The sequence below is a fragment of the Niallia nealsonii genome (genome assembly GCF_002835805.1).
In the GTDB taxonomy this organism is placed as follows: Bacteria; Bacillota; Bacilli; order Bacillales; family Cytobacillaceae; genus Niallia; species Niallia nealsonii.
On record NZ_PISE01000011.1, the window covers coordinates 137,668 to 155,357 of the forward strand.

Sequence of the window (17,690 nt, forward strand, 5' to 3'; positions counted from 1 at the left end):
ACTCAAATCTCTTCCCCGTCTATCTAAAAATATAATTAAATGACTAATGTTAATAAATTTTCTTTCTCATGAACCGTTTCTTTATTAGTTTCAATAATGTCCACATAACGATTTGTATTGGTAATAATAACAGGTGTAGTAACCAGATAACCAGCTTCTTTAATTTTTTCAATATCAAAATTAACTAATAAATCCCCTTGCTTTACTTGATCCCCTTGTTTAACCACTGGTGAATAGTATTTTCCATCTAATTGGACAGTATTAATTCCGATATGGATTAATACTTCTGCACCTTCGTCTGATGTGATACCAATTGCATGTCCTGTAGGAAAAACGGTTGAAACAATACCGTTAACTGGTGATATAGCCTTACCAACAGTTGGCTCAATCGCAATTCCTTTCCCCATGGCTTCTGATGCAAAAACTGGATCATCCACTTTCGATAACGGCTTAATTACTCCTGTTAATGGACTGACAATTGCTTCTTGTTTTACAAGAGGCTGACCTGCTTCTACCTTTTTTTCTTCTACTTCTTTGTTTTCTTTTACTTCACCTTTCTTTTTATCTTCATATCCAAATAATAATGTCATTAATGCCGCACCAGCAAAAGCAATTCCAATCGCGATGATGTGAATTCCCATTGGTGCGAAGGCAGGGATTGACAATAAACTTGGAAATGCATACACCATTGCTTTTGTTCCAAGCATACCGTTAATTGCACCACCAACAGCAGCAGCAATAACAACATACGCAATAGTTTTTTTATAGCGCAGCATTAAACCGTAAAGAATTGGTTCTGTTACACCAGATAGTAAACCTGGTACTAATGTGGAACCGCTAAGTGTTTTTAAGGATTTGTCCTTTGTACGTAAAAATACACCCAATGCTAAACCCGCTTGTGCGAGTGGAGCAGCTGCAAGCATTGCAAATAGTGGGCTGCCTCCATGAGCAAGTTGCTCTAAAAGAATAGGTACGAGTCCCCAATGAATACCAAAAAGTGTTAAGAATGTCCATCCTGCACCTACAATAGCACCTGTCAAAATACCGCTCTTTGTGCTCAAGAAATCAATCCCTGCACCGATAGCATTTCCGACATTCACTCCAAATGGTCCAAAAGCTATAACAGTAAGTGGTACGATTATCGCTAATGATAACATCGGAACTAAAAACATTTGTAAATCTTTATGAATAATTTTCTTTAAGAATTTGTCTAAAAGAGCATAGATACTTACAGCTATAAAGACTGGAAACACAGAAGATGAATAATCCATCAATATAACAGGAATGCCGATAAAATCAGTACTTTTACCTGCGGCTAGTAAACCTGTGAAATTCGGTTCTAAGAGTGCTGCCCCAATTGTACCGCCAACATAAGGGTTTGCACCAAGTTTTGTTGCAAGTGTTATACCTAAAAAGATTGGGAGGAAGAAAAAGACAGCGTTCCCAGCCGCAGATAAAATAAAGTAAGTTCCGCTTTCTGCTGATAATAGTCCAGTCATTGTTAAAATAGTTAACAACGCCTTTAACATACCTGCCCCAGCCATTGCTCCCAATAGCGGAGCAAAACTCCGTGAAATCACTTCAAAAATCTGTGCTCCAATGCTTCCCTTTGGTTCATCGGATGAATTGGCTGCGGCACCCACATTCGCAATCTTTGTAATTTCTTTATAAACTTCGGGAACATGGCTTCCTACCACAACCTGAAATTGTCCACCACTCTCCACAACACTTATAACTCCATTTAAGTTTTGAAGGGCTTGTTTATTTGCTTTTTTACTATCTTTTAACTTAAAACGCAAACGAGTTGCACAATGTACAAGGCTAGATATATTTTGTTCTCCGCCGACTAATTCGACTATTTCTTTTGCAAGGCTATTGTAGCTCATGTCTTCCGCTCCTTTTTATCGTAAAACTTATGATCATTTCTTAACTTCAATAATAGTTTGTCCATTTAAAAATTTTAATAAAAAAAACCTAAATCAAATCATTCATTTCGAATGTTTGATTTAGGTTTTGCCCGTTAGGTTACAACCCTATTATCGTCCGTTATTATTTTTTACCACTCTTTCAATATGAATAGTCAAATAAATCATTTCTTCATCTGTTAATTCATAGGTATAACTGCTCTCAATAAATTTCTTTATTTTTTGTGAACACTTATGTGCCTCTGGATATTTTAGCTTGATGACATGATATAAGTCATCATCAGATGTACTATTGTAATGATTTCCTCTGACTAAACGTTGTGCAAAAAACTTTAGATGGGTAATAAAGCGATAGAATGTTAAAGAGTTTTCATTAAACTCCATTTTAAAATGATATCTAACTACTGTTAAGATTTCTTGCATGATTTTAGTCATACTTTGTACAACTGGCATCTCTTCATTCAATTCAGCATTCACAATATGAAGGGCTAAAAATCCTGCTTCATCCTCTGGCAAAATGACTCCAAATTGTTCACAAATCATATTCAATGCTTCTAATCCAACCTCATATTCATCTTTGTATAATTGTCTCGTTTCCCAAAGCAATCCGTTTTTTATAGGCAGATTCTTTTTATAACGTTCAATGGCAAAGTGAATATGATCCGTTAAATGAATATAAATACTATCGCTTAACTTCTTACCCAATTTCATTTTTGCATAGGCGATGATTTTTTCAGATAACTCCATATACTCAATTGGCATATCAGAAATTAAGGTCTTGAATTTTTTCATTATATCTTCATCTTCTAAAGTGAAAATTTTATCTATTTGTTGTTCGTTAATCTCATCACCAATCCGTTTATTAAAAGCTACTCCACGTCCAATGACGATAATCTCTTGTTTATCTTTTATTGAAATAACAGCATTATTGTTTAATATCTTCTCGATTTTCACTTTGTCACCTCTGATATATAGAAAAAGGCAAAACCCCACCTTCTTTCTAAGGTAATCGGTTTTGCCTGATTTAACAGTTACAATCCGTTCTGTATACGCTTACCTTATATTATCATAAGACTTTTGGATTAGCAATATATTTTTTCTTATAATTAAAGTATTTCTTTTTCTTAAATTTTTACTCCATATCCTATCACCTTTTTATTTTCAATAGTCTATTTTTTCATAAAAAGCTGATACTTTCCTTCCTAAACTGTTAGAGAAGGTAAGTTCAAAGAAGTATGTTAAAATTCCGACTTTTTTCAGTTTAAGTGTAATTCTACCTATCAAAACTGCTAAAAAGCAAAGAAAACAATCTCTCATTTCTTTCGATGCACCAGATAATCCAGCAAATGCTTTAAAAACTTTGTTTTCCAGGACATTTCCTGCAGCGCTTCTAATGCTAGGCAGTAATGTTCCCACATTTCTATCCTTGCCCCTTCCATTCCTAGTATAGAAGCAAAAGTGGAATGATTGTTTTCAACATCTTTGCCAGTGGCTTTTCCAAGCAACCCCTTATCCCCTTCCACATCAAGCAAGTCATCCTTAATCTGGAATGCAATTCCTGCGTGATAGGCAAACTTTTTTAATGCGGCGATTTCTGTTTCCTTGGCATCTGCGAGAATAGCGGGCATAATAAGAGAAGCTTCAAAACCTATTCCTGTTTTATAAAAGCAAATGGTGTTCAATTGATTAAGAGTCAACTGTTTCCCTTTTGATTCTAAATCCATCGCCTGTCCTTTGCACATATCTCCTGTCACTTTCGCTGTATAGCGTATCAACGAAAGCACCGTTTGGGGATCAAAGTGACTGAGGTTTGTTTGTTCTTCAATGGCCTTTTGTGTAAGAAAAAGCCCCGTTAATTCAGCGATGGCAGTATTATATACTTCATGCAAAGTTAAACGCCCTCGCCTTATAGATGCATTATCCTGTGAGGGCAAATCATCAAAGATTAAGGATGCTGTATGCATATATTCTAATGAGCGCACAAGAGGCAAGATTTCTGTCTCATCCAAACCATATTCGTTCACTCCCATACACCAGGCAATAATTGGCCGAATTCTCTTTCCATTTCCATTTAAACTATAATTGGCTCCATCAACGATTGCATCATCTGAAGAAAAAGCTCGTTCACTTTTTGCAATCAATAGACTGATGTTGATTTGAGATTGTACAGACTTAATCGTATGAAAAAATTCTTTTTGATCCTTCTGTTCATTTTTTAAGGTGACTACCATCTGGTCACGAAGCAATTTATCAAAAAAATCCACATTATCTGCTTTCTGGACCATTGTTTGAATAAGGCGATTAAATGCAGGAATCTCAGATGCAAATAAATCCATCACTTCTTTGTATCTTTTATTCCCCTTTTTTTCTTTAAATCGTTTTAGACCATTGATTGCACGATCCAAAATTACATTACATGTCTTTTTGTCAGATTGATAGACATGATGAATTAAATAGAAGATGACTGTCCAATATAATTCAAATGGATTAATAAGATCATTTCTTCGATGATGGTGCTTCATATAATATGTATAAGGAGTTACTGCTCCTTCCTCCCAATCATCAAACAGATCCGCAAAATCATCTGCCAGCTGATTATATATCCCATAACAAAAAGTTTGCTTGTCAAAGTCGCCATCTTTTGGCGCACTAATCAAGGATCGGACAATCTGCCTTGATGCAGAGGATTTCAAAATAACTGGGATGTACAGCTCTTCATTTGTATAATGTTCATAAGATAAATGCTTCAGGCGATCGATTTCCTGTGCGCAAAAAAATACATAGGATTGCTGTAAAAAAGCCTCCAGGGACTCCTCTTTTTGATTTGCCTTAATATAAAGAAAAGCCTCCTTCAATTCTGAATGAATAGATTGAATAAGCTGTTTATTTTTTCCTTTCCATTCACTAAACTCCGGCACATTCCCTTCTTTAAGCGTTGTACGTATTAAATTAGAATAATCTTTTGCCTCATGATCTGATAAAATATTGGCATCCAAAAGGTCATCAATAAAAGGATATGTCAGCCCATAATAGTATCCTATCTTTATTGCCTTCGTTAATTTGTTTGTGCGTTCTTCTAACGAGATGCCCGCTTCCATTTCTTCTATTGCATTCATCACGACTCCAGCTATAATTTTAAGAATCTTTCGCTGCGCATGCACTACATCCATCCCCTTTGGAATAATGGCAGATACATTTTTTAGTTTTTCTATTGCCCAAATCATGGTAGATTCTACACCGTTCTTTTTTGCCATTTTATACAAGCTAGCCATGCTGAACGGTTCTATTTTATCCCCGTTGTCTAATAGAAGATTCTTTTTTAACTGCTCCACAACATTTCGAACCCTGCTTTCGGTATTGGGTGAAGTCAGAGCTTTTCCTAAATCGCGCATATAAATATAAGAAATGCTGCGCTCTAGATAATCATCCAATTTGCTCGTATAATTCAAATATTGAATATAAGAACGATACTCTTTCGATACTGGCTTTTTTTTTCTTCGAGGAAAAAAGGATAAAAGGGAAGGATAATGAATATGATTGAGTTTCCAAGATTGAATGTCTTTTGTTAAAGCAGGGACATAGTGTTTTTCTATCAATTGTTTATGGAGTACTTTAAAATAATGGCCAGCTTTCTCTTCAGCCAAGTAATAACAATAATCTGTATTACTTGCTAATTCTTCATTCATAATGCATCACCTCTGTTTCGTAGTGGTTTATTTTATCTAAGCGGAAATGCTTGAGCGCCTGACTGTCTATACATTAGCATATTAGCAGTCTGGCACTCTATTTAACGATTAATTCTTTTTTATTTTAAAGTTGTACTTCTTATTAATACGTTCTGCAATTTCAATTAAAAAGCTTTGCACTGTCATTTTTTCCACTTCATTTGTATACCGGGCAAGTTTGGCACCTTTATCTACTTCATTATATTCCATATTTAATGGCATATAACCTTTGGCTGCATATGTATAATCAAACTTTACATCAAGTTGATTCCCTTGTGGACATTCAAGGATTATCTTATAATTTGATTTTTTATATTCTGATTTAAATTACACTTTTTTCTTTTAGCTAGCATTTGGCTTCTCCTTTAAACACTATTATTTTAAAACAATAATAGTGCTAATTGATTCCCCTGTACTCTCCATAATCCTTTCTCACCATACAAAAAGCCAGAAACCAAACGGCTCCTGACTTCTTTTTTATTCAGCTTTCCCTGCCGCAACCTCTCTCTTACTCTCGATAGCTTGCTTACTATTTTTCACAGATACTTTATTCGCAATAAGTGTTATAAGAAACGCACAAATTAACGGCACAACCATAGCAATAATAAATCCGCTGATATTATTAGATAGAAATGGCGCTGTAAATGACGGTACATAAGCTGTACCTCTGACGTTAAATAGACCGACTAGCGCTCCCCCAATGCCTGCAGATAACAGCGCGCCTCCGAAAACAATTTTATTAGAAAACATAAATGGATAAGCTGATTCTACAAATGTGCCAAATCCCATGTTTATTAAAAATCCTGGTGTAGCAACTGCACTTTCGCCTCGATCACGGGGTGAAAGTATATTGGCTAAATTGATGCCTGCAGCAACCATTACCAACCCAACCATATCAACAGCTCCTAAGAAACTGTTTCCTGTTTTCTCCATTTCCAATAAAACAATTGGCAAAATAGCTGCATGATAGACTCCACCTAAAATGGCTGGCCAAATAAGCAAACCTGCAATAATTCCCGCAAGTATTGGGCTAAATGCAACAGTTTGCTCAATTACCTCTTTAATTAAGTTGCCTGCCTGCAATGCAATAGGCCCAATTAAATAGTAGACAATTAAACCTGCAATCAATCCTGCCAACCCGCCGCTTACTATATTTACAGTAGTAATAGGAAAACGCCATTCAATGCATTTCTTGAAAAAGAAATGCACAAGAACCCCTGCCATAATTCCTGCTATAATTCCACCAATAATTCCTCCTGAAGTAGATAAAATTCCGGCGATCACTCCAGCAATTATCGATACTTCATCTAAATCTGATACTTGCTTGGCCGCAATGACTGCCAACATGACAGGAAGAGCATTAATCATTAAATCAAAAACAGCACTTAATCCTTTTAATGCAGGTATTTGACTAATGGCAAGAATCAATGCCATTGCAATAAAGCCTGGGAGTGAAGAAACCATTATTCCTCTAATATTAATATTTTTCCAGATAGATCCTTGGGCTGTACTCTCTTTTTTATTCGGAGAACCAATAACTGGATTAAATTTAATATGCCAATATTTGCAGAGTGAAGACACAAAAGAAATGGCCCTTGTTCTATTAGTGGAACCTGTCGTGCCAGATGATGAAATAACATTTGCACCCATCGACGTAATAGTTGCCATAGAAGTGCCGCCAGTTCCTACTACCGGTATCTTTTTCTCAATGGCTGCTGCAATCGTTTGTTTATTTGCCCCTAATGCATCTACACTCATCGCAATAATGCCATCAATTGCATCATTTCTAATAGCTTCTGCCAATTGTTGGTCCAATAAAGTGGCTTGCTGATTGGCTTCCTTTAAATTTCCTTGAAAATAATTTACAATACTATCCTCTTTATAACTATAAATATTCGTATTTGTACTAGCTTTTGCTGTATCCATTGATTCATCTGCAGCGATAAATTGAATATTTTTCAAACACAGACCTGCTGCCTCACTTTGCAGCAAAATTTCATCAAGAAGCTTCTTAGGATTTGCCCCTCCTAAGTTAAATAGGTTGCCCCCACTGCTTCCGATAATGATAATATTTTTCACTTTCAAAAGTCCCCCTTACTAAAACGGCAAAAATAGTTGCAATCTGCCATCTATTCACTTGCAGCGATTTGATTTTATGTTGTACACTCCTATTTCTACTATAACTTTAGTATATTAAAGTAGTATCATACTAAATTATCATACAATTTAATATACTTTGAATCAAGTCACTTTTCTAAAATTATAAAAAAAGAAGCCATACCGCTAAAAATGGTACAACTTCTTCTCGTTAATCTCTTTTAATGAATCTTAGATACTTATATTTAATTCAATTAAACTAAAAAACCCTTCCATTCTAGATTCATTATCAAGACTGATTAGAAACAATCTCTCTATTTCTTGTAAACCCTTGATATCTTGTTCCCTGAAAATGCAATTCTCCAGCATCTCCTTCAACTAATAGACCAAATTCATTGCCTGCTACTTCAAATTCGCTTCGGTCTCCACTTGAATATTCAAACGTTACATAATAATCCGTTGACGCAGTTGTTTCTCCCCCTCCTCTTACAGCTGTCCTTTTTGTGACCACTTTTGCTTGAACAGAAAGTTTAGGCTGGCCATTATTATGATTCCACTGTTTAACTCCCTTAAATATGGCATAAATGAATCCCCCGATTACAAGTGCAAAAATAATAACCATAAAAATAGGACCAAAGTTAAATAATAAATTATCAAAAATGCTAAACCCATCATCAAATCCCATAACTGTCTCCTCCATCCTATCTTCCTACTTTACACGATAAATCTTATCCTTGTAGGCTAATTTAGCATACTTGCGATTGATTATTAAAAAAAGTTTCACTATTTTCGCTGCCATATTTTTATAATGCAGTCTTTGTTCCCTTCCATAAAAAAATCTAGTGCACTAGGCACTAGATTAATGTAACATACATATTTTCCAACGATCCTTCCACTTTATTCATTAGGTGCTCCTGGAGGATTATAGTAAGGAGGCATTTTTATCCATCCATGTTCTCTCATTTTTGTTTTTAACTCCATTCCATATATACATTTTTCCGTATGAAATCTTATCCACATTAAGCCGACATCACTGCGAACACTTTGCGTAATATTAGTGGAGCACATCACAATATTGGATGCTACTTTTGCTACAAGTAGATTTGCAATTTCTAAATCTGTTGACTTTGCTCCAAGTGGTATGGCATTTGGATCTGACTTGGGTTTCGACTCTGATGAAATAGAAAGAGAAACCCCCTCATTCAGCATAAATTTTTCCAATATATTGCGCTGTTCCACCGCAATTTCTTTCGCCTCGTTTATTAATTTAACTAGTACATTATCAGTTGTTGTATTAAGAGCCATTTCGAGTACGGGTATTTCTTCCGCAATAGCAGTATGATATGTCCAGCACCCCATCACTTCTCCAACATGCAATCTCGGTTTAGGTTCTGAATGAAACTTTGTCTTAAAATAATCCAGAATCGCTTCCATCTTATGTGCCAATTTTTCACACCTCATTATGCTTTTTACTATTAAGATGTTCCAAAAATTGGATTTTACGCAACTTAAATATATCTGTCATATCTATTAGCATTTAATGAAGAAAGCTCCTTTCCTCTTTAAAGAAAAAACCTCCATTCTTTGAAAATCTTCATAAAATGGAGGGAAAAATTATTAATCTTTTTTGGATCTTCTTTGACGAAGTACATCTACATATACTGCAGCAATAATAACAAAGCCTATTACCGTCATTTGGAAGTCTGCAGATACATTCAATAAGTTTAATCCATTTCGAAGAACCGCAATAATCATCGCACCAATCAGCGTTCCCCAAACCGTTCCAACGCCGCCGAAGAAGCTTGCTCCCCCAATGATTACTGCTGCAATCGCATCTAACTCATAGGACAGGCCTGCTAGTGGGAATGCAGAGTTTACTCTTCCTACCATCACCAAACCTGCAAGCGCTGCCATAAATCCGCTAATAGAATAAACAATAATTAATACTCTATTTACATTAATTCCTGATAAATGAGCTGCTTCTTTGTTTCCGCCAATTGCATAAATATAGCGTCCTGTTTGTGTACGTGTTAAGAAAATATGGAAGATAACATACATAACAATTACTAATACAAAACTAACAGGAATTGGTCCAACAAACTCGCGTCCCAAGTATTGAATCAAGTATGGAAATCCTGCAATCGGTGCTGCCGCTGTAATAATAAGCGCTAATCCCCTTGCGATATTCATTGTTCCTAATGTTGAAATAAATGGATGGGGCAAACGAAGTTTTGTCAACATAATGCCATTCAGCCAGCCAAAAAAAGCACCTACAGCTAAACAAATTAATATGCCAAGTAAAGGCGGCACTCCCATATTAACAACCACAACGCCCATTACCATAATGGAAATAGCTAAAATAGATCCAACTGATAAATCAATGCCCGCTGTTAAAATCGGCAGCAGCATCCCAAGCCCCAGTAACGCATTAATAGAAGACTGGCGGGCAATATTCATTACATTATTTAATGTTAAAAAGCGATCTGATAAAAATGTTAAAATAGCACTTAAAACAACTAGGCCTATGACTGCACCAAATTTATCCAGATAATAGCGCATATTTTTTTTCTTTTCTACTATTTCCGTTTTTGTTTGTGTTTCATTTACCATTGCCTTTGACATTTTCTCACCCTCCAGTAGCTGCTTTCATAATATTTTCTTGCGTTGCTTCTGTTCGACCTAAATTAGCAGTAATTTCCCCTTCGCTCATCACAATAATTCGATCGCACATTCCTAAAATTTCCGGCAAATCAGAAGATATCATCAAAACAGTTGCACCTTGCTCTACCAGCTGATTCATTAAACGATATACTTCTACTTTTGCCCCTACATCAATTCCCCTTGTCGGTTCATCAAAAATAAATACTTTTGCTTTAGTTTCCAGCCATTTTGCAATCACAACTTTTTGCTGATTTCCGCCGCTTAATTTCCGAGCGTTTAATTCAATATCGCTTGGTCTAACCTGCAATTCTCGAATATACGATTTCGCCACTTCCTTAATTCGCTGCAAATTAATAAGCTTGGAAGTTTTTGATTGAAATCCTTTCATATTTGCCAGCGCCATATTAAAATCAAGAGGCTGATCTAATAAAAGCCCCTCACTTTTGCGGTCTTCTGTAATAAAGGCAATACCCGCATTTATGGCATCTCTTGGTGAACGAATCTTCACTTCTTTCCCTTCCACAAAAATCTTCCCGCCATCATTTGGATCAGCAGCAAAAATTGCTCTGGCCAATTCTGTTCTTCCTGCGCCAACTAATCCGGAAAAACCAACAATTTCTCCATGATTAACTTGAAAACTAAGTGCATGGGGGGACCCTTTTACCTTTAAACCATCCACACGAAACCCTTCTTTTCCTAGCTGGAAGTTTTGTTTCGGATACTTTTCATCTAAAGATCGTCCTACCATCAACTCAATCCAGTGATCGGTGCTTGTTGTTTTTACAGGCAATGTTTCAATTTTAAATCCATCCCGCAAAATGGTTATCCTATCGCCTATTCTTTTAATTTCTTCTAAACGGTGAGAAATAAAAACAATTGCCATTCCTTTTTGTGTTAAATTTTCTACTGTACTATATAACTGTTCCACTTCTGATCCACTTAAGCTGGAAGTCGGCTCATCCATGATCAACAATTTTGCATCTAATGTCAGTGCTTTCGCAATCTCTACCAATTGCTGCTGCCCCATCCCCAGCTCACTTAATTCCGCATCAGCCAAACTAGGATCTTGCCCTAGCATAATCAAATACTCTTTCGCTTTTTCGCGCATGCTTTTATGATCAAGAAGAGAATTTTTCCCTCCAGTTTTTAATTCTCTGCCAAGAAAAATATTCTCATATACTTTTAGTTGCGGAATTACATTTAATTCTTGATAAATAGTAGCAATGCCGAGTTTCATAGAATCTACTGGATTATTAATGGAAACAAGCTGATTTTCCCAATAAACTTCTCCTGCATCCTTTTCATACGCACCAGTCAAAATTTTAATTAACGTTGATTTGCCTGCCCCATTTTCCCCAAGCAAAACATGAACTTCCCCTGCATTTACTTCTAAATCGATGCCTTTTAGGACATGGTTATTAGAAAAGCTTTTTTTAATTCCCTTTATCGCAAGTAATTGTCGATTATCCGCCATACTTTTTCTCCTTTCTCTAGCTTCTTTTATTGGCTCTGTCATGAAATATTCCTTTATAAAGTGAAACTTCAATCAGTGGGGGTTTTCTTCCTCCCCCACTGATTGTTAGTTGAACCAATCAGGCTTTTATGGGCAGTTATTCCCCACCTAGATTTCTCGTTTTCTCTTACAATCCCTTAGGTGGGGATTTTACTGCCCGTTAATGCGTGATAAAGGAGAAATATACGAACCCTGCTCTTGTATGATAGAATTCGTATATTCAAGCTATTTATTTTGTAATGCCTTCCAAGAACTCTAGTTTTTCTTGTGCGTTTTCTTTTGTAATAACATCAATACCGCTGTCGATGCGAGCATCAATTTTTTCTCCTTTAATCGTTTTTACTGCATTTTCTACTCCTTGATAGCCCATTTCATATGGATTTTGTGCAATTGTTCCTGCTAATTTCCCATCAATAACAGACTGGATTGCTTCCACTGTTCCGTCTGTTCCTATAATAGGGATGCTAAGTCCTTTTGATTCTGCTGCACGCAAAGCCCCAATTGCCATATCATCATTTGCGGAAAATACCCCTTTAATATCAGCATTTTTTTGAAGAATATTTTCCATTACTGTATTCGCTTTTGTTTTATCACTGTCTGCCGGCTGTTCTGCTACAATTGCCATTCCAGCTTCCTCAAGAGCTTCTTTTGCCCCTTTAACCCGCTGGTCCATTGCACTATTTCCTAAAGCGCCAGCTATTAATGCGACTTTATCCCCTTTTTTCAACATAGAAGCAAGCAGCTTGCCTCCTTCTTTCCCTGCTGTCAAATTGTCTGTTCCAATAAAAGATTCTTTATCAGAAAAATCCGCATCTGTATCAATTAAAAGAACAGGTACATCACTTTGTTTTGCTTGCTCCAAAACAGGAACCACTGTATCTGGCTGGGAAGGAGAAACAACTAAAGCTCCAATTCCTTGATTTAATGAATCTTCAATCATATTAACCTGCTCCATAATCTGCGACTCAGAAGCAGGACCTACTATTGTTACATCCGTCCCTAAATCCTTCCCTGCTGCTTTTGCACCTGCTTCAACATATTTCCAATATGGGCTGCTTAATGTTTTTAGCACCACTGCCACGCTTTCATTGTCATTGCCACCGCTACTGCTAGAAGTGTCCTTGCTGCATCCTGCCATTGCCGCTGCTAATCCTATACTCGCTAAAATCAAACCAAATTTTTTCATCTTCATTACCCATTTCCCCCTATTATCTATTATTTAAAGAATGGAAATACTGAAATAAATTATGATCTTTGTACAATTAATTGCGAGTTGATGCAGTCGTTTCTTCGACTAGTGATACTGGTTTTTGCGTTAAATAAGATGTTCTTGCAGCACAAGCCACCTTAAGCGCTTTCAATCCATCGTAAGCAGTAACTGGAGCTGGTCTCCCCTCTCTTAATCTTGCAAAAAAATCTACTAACTCCAAGTTGTAAGCATCTACAAATCGTTCCGGAAAATGTGGTAGAATATCATGCGTCTTTCCTGCTTTTGTGTAAATATGCAGATTATGCATCTGCAAGTTATCCCCGACTACAATCGTTCCCTCTGATCCGATAATTTCCGCTCTAATATCATAACCATAATAAGCATTTCTGCTTGCTTCCACATCCCCTGCTGCACCTGATTCAAATTCAATGTAGGAAAGCGCTTGATCAACATCTTGATACTTCTCAACAAAAGGATGCTTCAGCACTTTTCCATTCGCTGAAACCTTTGTTATTTCTGAATCAAACAGATATCTTGCAATGTCAAAATCATGAATGGAAACATCTACAAAAATGCCGCCGCTGTTTTTTATAAATGCTTCATGTGGACAATCCGGATCTCTTGAAATGCCTTTGAAGTAAAGCGGTTTCCCAATATCCCCAGCAAGAATTCTTCTTTTTGCTTCTGCATAGGCAGGATCATATCTTCGCATAAATCCTAATTGACAGTATGTATTATTTTTATCTAGTAAACTTGTAATCTCTTCTGCTTCTTGCAAATCAATCGTTAATGGCTTTTCCACAAAAATCTTTTTGTTAGCCAAAGATGCTTTTTTTAATAATTCATAATGAGTGCTTGTTGGTGTAGCAATAATAACTGCCTCAATGCTGTCATCTTGAAAAATATCTTCTTCATTTGATGTGAATTTAGGTATTTCTAATTCTCTTGCGACTTGCTCGGCTCTAGTTAAATCAATATCAAATATTGCAGCAACTTCTACATTCTGAATTCTCGTAGCCGCATTAATTGCATGCCAGTACCCTAATCTTCCAATACCTAAAATGGCACATTTCGTTTTATTCTTCATCTAACCACTCCTAATATGTTGTTTAATCTTCTGAATCATGTTTTTATGCTATTAATCCAACGGATAAAACAAAAAAATATAGTTAAATCATTAGAATAAAATAAATTCCTCCTTTTACATCAAATAAAAAAGAGTTTTCCCCAAAAAATAATCATTATCTAACCAACACTTTTAGAAAACTTTTAGTAAAGCGCTTTCTTTTGTTGATAAATTTATTCTATCTCATAAATTCATTTGTTGCAATACGAAATAAGTTAAATTTTTCATAATAATTGGTTTTTTTCTCTTTTTTTTGATAAACTCTTGAATATATATTGGAATCCCCTGTCTTATTTCCTATCCCATGATGCTGTTGATTCACGAACTATTAATTCTGGAGTAAACAATAATCGCTGTTTATATTTGCTCGGCTGCTCCATTTCTTCAATCAGCAAATCAACCACTTTAGAGCCCATTTCTCGGATCGGTTGTGCAACCGTAGTTAACGCAGGGGTTAGCACCGTGGATAAAATGGTATTGTCAAACCCAACTACAGAAAGCTGTTTTGGAACGTCTAAATTCAAACCTTTTGCCGCTTTAATGATACCTGTAGCAAGTAAATCATTTCCTGCAAAAATAGCAGTTGGCCGATTCTCTAAAGAAAGTAGCTGTTTGGCTGCTTCGTATCCCTTTTCATTAGTAGCTTCTGTCTGCACCATGTATTCTTCTAGCAAAGGCAAATCATATTCTCCCAATACATCTTTATATCCAGTAACCCGTTGATGATTGCTTCTAATGTTCTCTGCTATTATTGCAATTCTCTTATGCCCTAGTTGCACCAAATGGGAAGCTGCCAAATAGCTTCCTTGATAATCATCTACTCTAACAGAATGAATGGGAAGCTTCGGAATATCAGAAGCAATCATGACTACTGGATACTTTTGATTTTGGATGACTTTAGCTAATACATCCGTATTATGAAATGCTGAAGCCACAATAAGCCCATCGATACGCTGCCTTGTCAGCAAGGACAAATAATTTTTTTCCTTTTCTTCTTCATTATCCGTACTGCACATCATCACATGAAATCCACGCTCCCGACTTCTGTTTTCAATTTGACGAGCCACCTCTGCATAAAACGGATTGGAAATATCTGCAATCAGCAACCCAATCACTTTCGTCTGTTTTCCCGTTAAAGCAGATGCCACAACACTCGGCTGATAATTAAGCTCCTTCATGACTTTTTTTACCTTTTTCCTTGTCTCCTCACTAATACGTCCAGTATCATTTATCACTTTAGAAACGGTCGAAATGGACACCCCCGCTTCCTGTGCCACTTGATAGATTGTTGTTTTCATGTATTTAGCCTACTTTCGTTCTCTCTTCTTAGAAAATAATTCAAGTTGTTAGTCTATTCATTTCGTTATTCTAAATATAGTATAAGATACAGTGGTTTGCCAGTTTTATAATATTACATTAGCAACATGCTTATTTTTTTGTTATTTCACTTAAAGATTGTTTATGTTTGATAATAAATAAATGGTTCTACTTTATATCTGCCTGCATGTTTTTAGTTCCATTCATAACATCTAATCTAATAATTAACAGCATTTAAAAACGGTAATGTACCATTTTTTAAAAAAATCCCCTCTGCACCATAAAGTTAATAGTACAAAGGAGATTTTAGTCAGACCTGCTTATTTTTCAAAGGCAGCCAAGCTAGAACATCTTTTATCTTTTCATCCCAATAACCCCATTCATGAGAGCCAGGACCTTGCTCAAACGTAAAATCAAACGCAGTTGCTTCACATGCTTCTTTAAATCGCAAATTATCCTCATATAAAAAGTCCTCTGTGCCGCAGCATTGATAAAGTTTTGGCAATACATCAACGTTCTTCATTTTTTCGATTAAATAGATTAAATCATTGTATGTACCTGCAATCTTTTCCTCTCCAAAGATTGGTTCAAAAAAACGATCTTCTTTTCTTAATTCTTGAAGGTTTACAATATCCAATGCTCCTGATAAACTTGCAGCTGCACTGATTTGCCCTGGTTTATTCAACGCCCACTTAAAAGCTCCATACCCTCCCATAGAAAGTCCAGCAACAAAATTATCTTCTCTTTTTTCTGATAACGGAAAAAAGGAACGAGCAACAAAAGGCAGCTCTTCTGTTAAAAATGTCCAATACTTGTTTCCATATCTCATATCTGCATAAAAACTACGATGAACATTCGGCATAACAACTGCTAACCCGAGTGGTGCAACATATCTTTCAATAGAAGTTCTTCTTGTCCAAATAGTTTGATCATCACTTAGACCGTGCAGAAGATATAATGTTTGATGTTTTCCTTCTGCTTTATTATTTTCTAAACCAATTTGTGTTTTTGTTTGCTCTGGAAGAATAACAGTCATAGCAGTACTCAATTGCAGTACATCGGAAAAAAACTGACATTGAATAAACGCCATATACAATCACATTCCTTTCATTTCATCTATGTATTCATTCTACTATCTTTTAACAACGCTTACACAAATAAACTCTTTTAAGATAAAAAAAGACCTAAAGCTTCACGCTTTAAAGTCCGTTTATTTATTGAACAGTACACTATCTTATCCTGTAAAATGAATATCTTTTCTTATGTATTCCCCTCTATTCATGCTTTTCCATAAGAATATAGCATGAAAAAGAAGAATGGCAATAATGATATAATCATATATAATATGATTTTCGACATTGCCCATAAAATTGAAAAAGTTATTGCATCCATGGAATGCAATTGTAAGAATGATGGATTGTTTATTTATAATAAGCAAGGATAGAACGAGACCAACTATGAAAGCATAAATAATTTGCAGAACAGTTTCCTCAACAGATTGCCCGCCAATAAGCTGCAAAGAGTGGGTAATCCCAAAAAGAAAACTTGAAATTAGCACTGCGTTTTTAACCCCTTTTGAAAGCAACATTTTCAACATAAAACCACGATAAAAAGTTTCTTCAATAAATGCAACGAAGAAAAACTGCATGATGAACATAAAGAACAAGTCAGCAATTGATGCAGCATTTAATCCCTTACTGCCAATCAGTATAATTAGCAAAACAACTAATAGGGGTAAAGATAATTGAATGTCGCTTTTGGTTATTTTAGGCTTATTAAAGAAATAATAATTCCACTTCTTTTTTATTAAAAGATACACAAAAATCCCCGCAGCTAAAGGAACCAGACCGATAAACTGAAGCACCGGACTAGACGGCTCAGCAATAGTAACATATGCACCATTAACCGTATAGAAAAACATTAATAGTAATTCCAGACCGATAATCTTTAGTAAAAGCTTTAAATTGTTTGACAATTCAATCATCCCTCTTCCCTTATTTAACAACTATTACCAATTATAACCTGCTTCGCATTGTATCACAATATTCTGATTTTCCTTTTTCCCTTAATAAAAGATCCCCCAAAAAATCATTAGTCTCAGGAAATAATACCTTCG

General features: G+C 35.8%; 14 protein-coding genes. All 14 read right to left on the minus strand.

Annotated elements, in window-relative coordinates:
- Positions 1-35 precede the first annotated feature (35 nt).
- Entirely contained in the window at positions 36-1,886 is a 1,851-nt protein-coding gene (locus CWS01_RS05425) for a beta-glucoside-specific PTS transporter subunit IIABC (protein ID WP_101176122.1), read from the minus strand.
- Positions 1,887-2,036: 150 nt separating this feature from the next.
- On the minus strand, positions 2,037-2,879 hold the full coding sequence (gene licT, locus CWS01_RS05430) for a BglG family transcription antiterminator LicT (RefSeq protein WP_101176124.1): 843 nt from the start codon (positions 2,877-2,879) through the stop codon (positions 2,037-2,039).
- 359 nt (positions 2,880-3,238) lie between these two features.
- The gene (locus CWS01_RS05435) at positions 3,239-5,611 is read right to left on the minus strand and encodes a polyprenyl synthetase family protein (protein WP_101176125.1); all 2,373 of its coding nucleotides are present in this window, start codon (positions 5,609-5,611) and stop codon (positions 3,239-3,241) included.
- A gap of 108 nt (positions 5,612-5,719) precedes the next feature.
- Positions 5,720-5,872, minus strand: a complete 153-nt coding sequence (locus CWS01_RS05440; protein WP_328588893.1) for a hypothetical protein — start codon at positions 5,870-5,872, stop codon at positions 5,720-5,722.
- Between the two features lie 255 nt (positions 5,873-6,127).
- Positions 6,128-7,729 carry a PTS sugar transporter gene (locus tag CWS01_RS05445; RefSeq protein WP_101176128.1) on the minus strand — a complete coding sequence of 534 codons (1,602 nt, stop codon included), beginning with the start codon at positions 7,727-7,729 and terminating at the stop codon, positions 6,128-6,130.
- 307 nt (positions 7,730-8,036) lie between these two features.
- Positions 8,037-8,432, minus strand: coding sequence for a DUF2500 domain-containing protein (locus CWS01_RS05450; protein ID WP_101176131.1), 396 nt, complete (start codon positions 8,430-8,432; stop codon positions 8,037-8,039).
- A gap of 212 nt (positions 8,433-8,644) precedes the next feature.
- Complete coding sequence (locus CWS01_RS05455; protein ID WP_101176133.1) at positions 8,645-9,193, minus strand: DUF3231 family protein; 549 nt, start codon at positions 9,191-9,193, stop codon at positions 8,645-8,647.
- 171 nt (positions 9,194-9,364) lie between these two features.
- Positions 9,365-10,306, minus strand: coding sequence for an ABC transporter permease (locus CWS01_RS05460; protein ID WP_407938539.1), 942 nt, complete (start codon positions 10,304-10,306; stop codon positions 9,365-9,367).
- Positions 10,307-10,373: 67 nt separating this feature from the next.
- Positions 10,374-11,882: a sugar ABC transporter ATP-binding protein gene (locus tag CWS01_RS05465; protein WP_101176272.1), complete on the minus strand. Its 1,509-nt coding sequence runs from the start codon at positions 11,880-11,882 to the stop codon at positions 10,374-10,376.
- A 268-nt stretch (positions 11,883-12,150) separates the two neighbouring features.
- Entirely contained in the window at positions 12,151-13,113 is a 963-nt protein-coding gene (locus CWS01_RS05470; protein ID WP_235851981.1) for a sugar ABC transporter substrate-binding protein, read from the minus strand.
- Positions 13,114-13,183: 70 nt separating this feature from the next.
- Entirely contained in the window at positions 13,184-14,218 is a 1,035-nt protein-coding gene (locus tag CWS01_RS05475; protein WP_101176137.1) for a Gfo/Idh/MocA family oxidoreductase, read from the minus strand.
- A gap of 329 nt (positions 14,219-14,547) precedes the next feature.
- Positions 14,548-15,555 carry a LacI family DNA-binding transcriptional regulator gene (locus tag CWS01_RS05480; RefSeq protein ID WP_101176140.1) on the minus strand — a complete coding sequence of 336 codons (1,008 nt, stop codon included), beginning with the start codon at positions 15,553-15,555 and terminating at the stop codon, positions 14,548-14,550.
- Between the two features lie 329 nt (positions 15,556-15,884).
- Positions 15,885-16,664, minus strand: coding sequence for an alpha/beta hydrolase (locus CWS01_RS05485; RefSeq protein ID WP_101176142.1), 780 nt, complete (start codon positions 16,662-16,664; stop codon positions 15,885-15,887).
- Positions 16,665-16,808: 144 nt separating this feature from the next.
- A complete protein-coding gene (locus CWS01_RS05490; RefSeq protein WP_328588897.1) occupies positions 16,809-17,495 on the minus strand; it encodes a CPBP family intramembrane glutamic endopeptidase in 687 nt (228 codons plus the stop codon).
- Positions 17,496-17,690 lie beyond the last annotated feature (195 nt).

Coding starts and splice junctions, on each gene's coding strand:
- CWS01_RS05435 (WP_101176125.1), bottom strand. CDS start 5,611: ATGAATGAAGAATTAGCAAGTAATACAGATTATTGTTATTACTTGGCT.
- CWS01_RS05485 (WP_101176142.1), bottom strand. CDS start 16,664: ATGGCGTTTATTCAATGTCAGTTTTTTTCCGATGTACTGCAATTGAGT.
- CWS01_RS05425 (WP_101176122.1), bottom strand. CDS start 1,886: ATGAGCTACAATAGCCTTGCAAAAGAAATAGTCGAATTAGTCGGCGGA.
- CWS01_RS05480 (WP_101176140.1), bottom strand. CDS start 15,555: ATGAAAACAACAATCTATCAAGTGGCACAGGAAGCGGGGGTGTCCATT.
- CWS01_RS05475 (WP_101176137.1), bottom strand. CDS start 14,218: ATGAAGAATAAAACGAAATGTGCCATTTTAGGTATTGGAAGATTAGGG.
- CWS01_RS05490 (WP_328588897.1), bottom strand. CDS start 17,495: ATGTTTTTCTATACGGTTAATGGTGCATATGTTACTATTGCTGAGCCG.
- CWS01_RS05465 (WP_101176272.1), bottom strand. CDS start 11,882: ATGGCGGATAATCGACAATTACTTGCGATAAAGGGAATTAAAAAAAGC.
- CWS01_RS05460 (WP_407938539.1), bottom strand. CDS start 10,306: ATGCGCTATTATCTGGATAAATTTGGTGCAGTCATAGGCCTAGTTGTT.
- CWS01_RS05450 (WP_101176131.1), bottom strand. CDS start 8,432: ATGGGATTTGATGATGGGTTTAGCATTTTTGATAATTTATTATTTAAC.
- CWS01_RS05440 (WP_328588893.1), bottom strand. CDS start 5,872: ATGCCATTAAATATGGAATATAATGAAGTAGATAAAGGTGCCAAACTT.
- CWS01_RS05470 (WP_235851981.1), bottom strand. CDS start 13,113: ATGAAGATGAAAAAATTTGGTTTGATTTTAGCGAGTATAGGATTAGCA.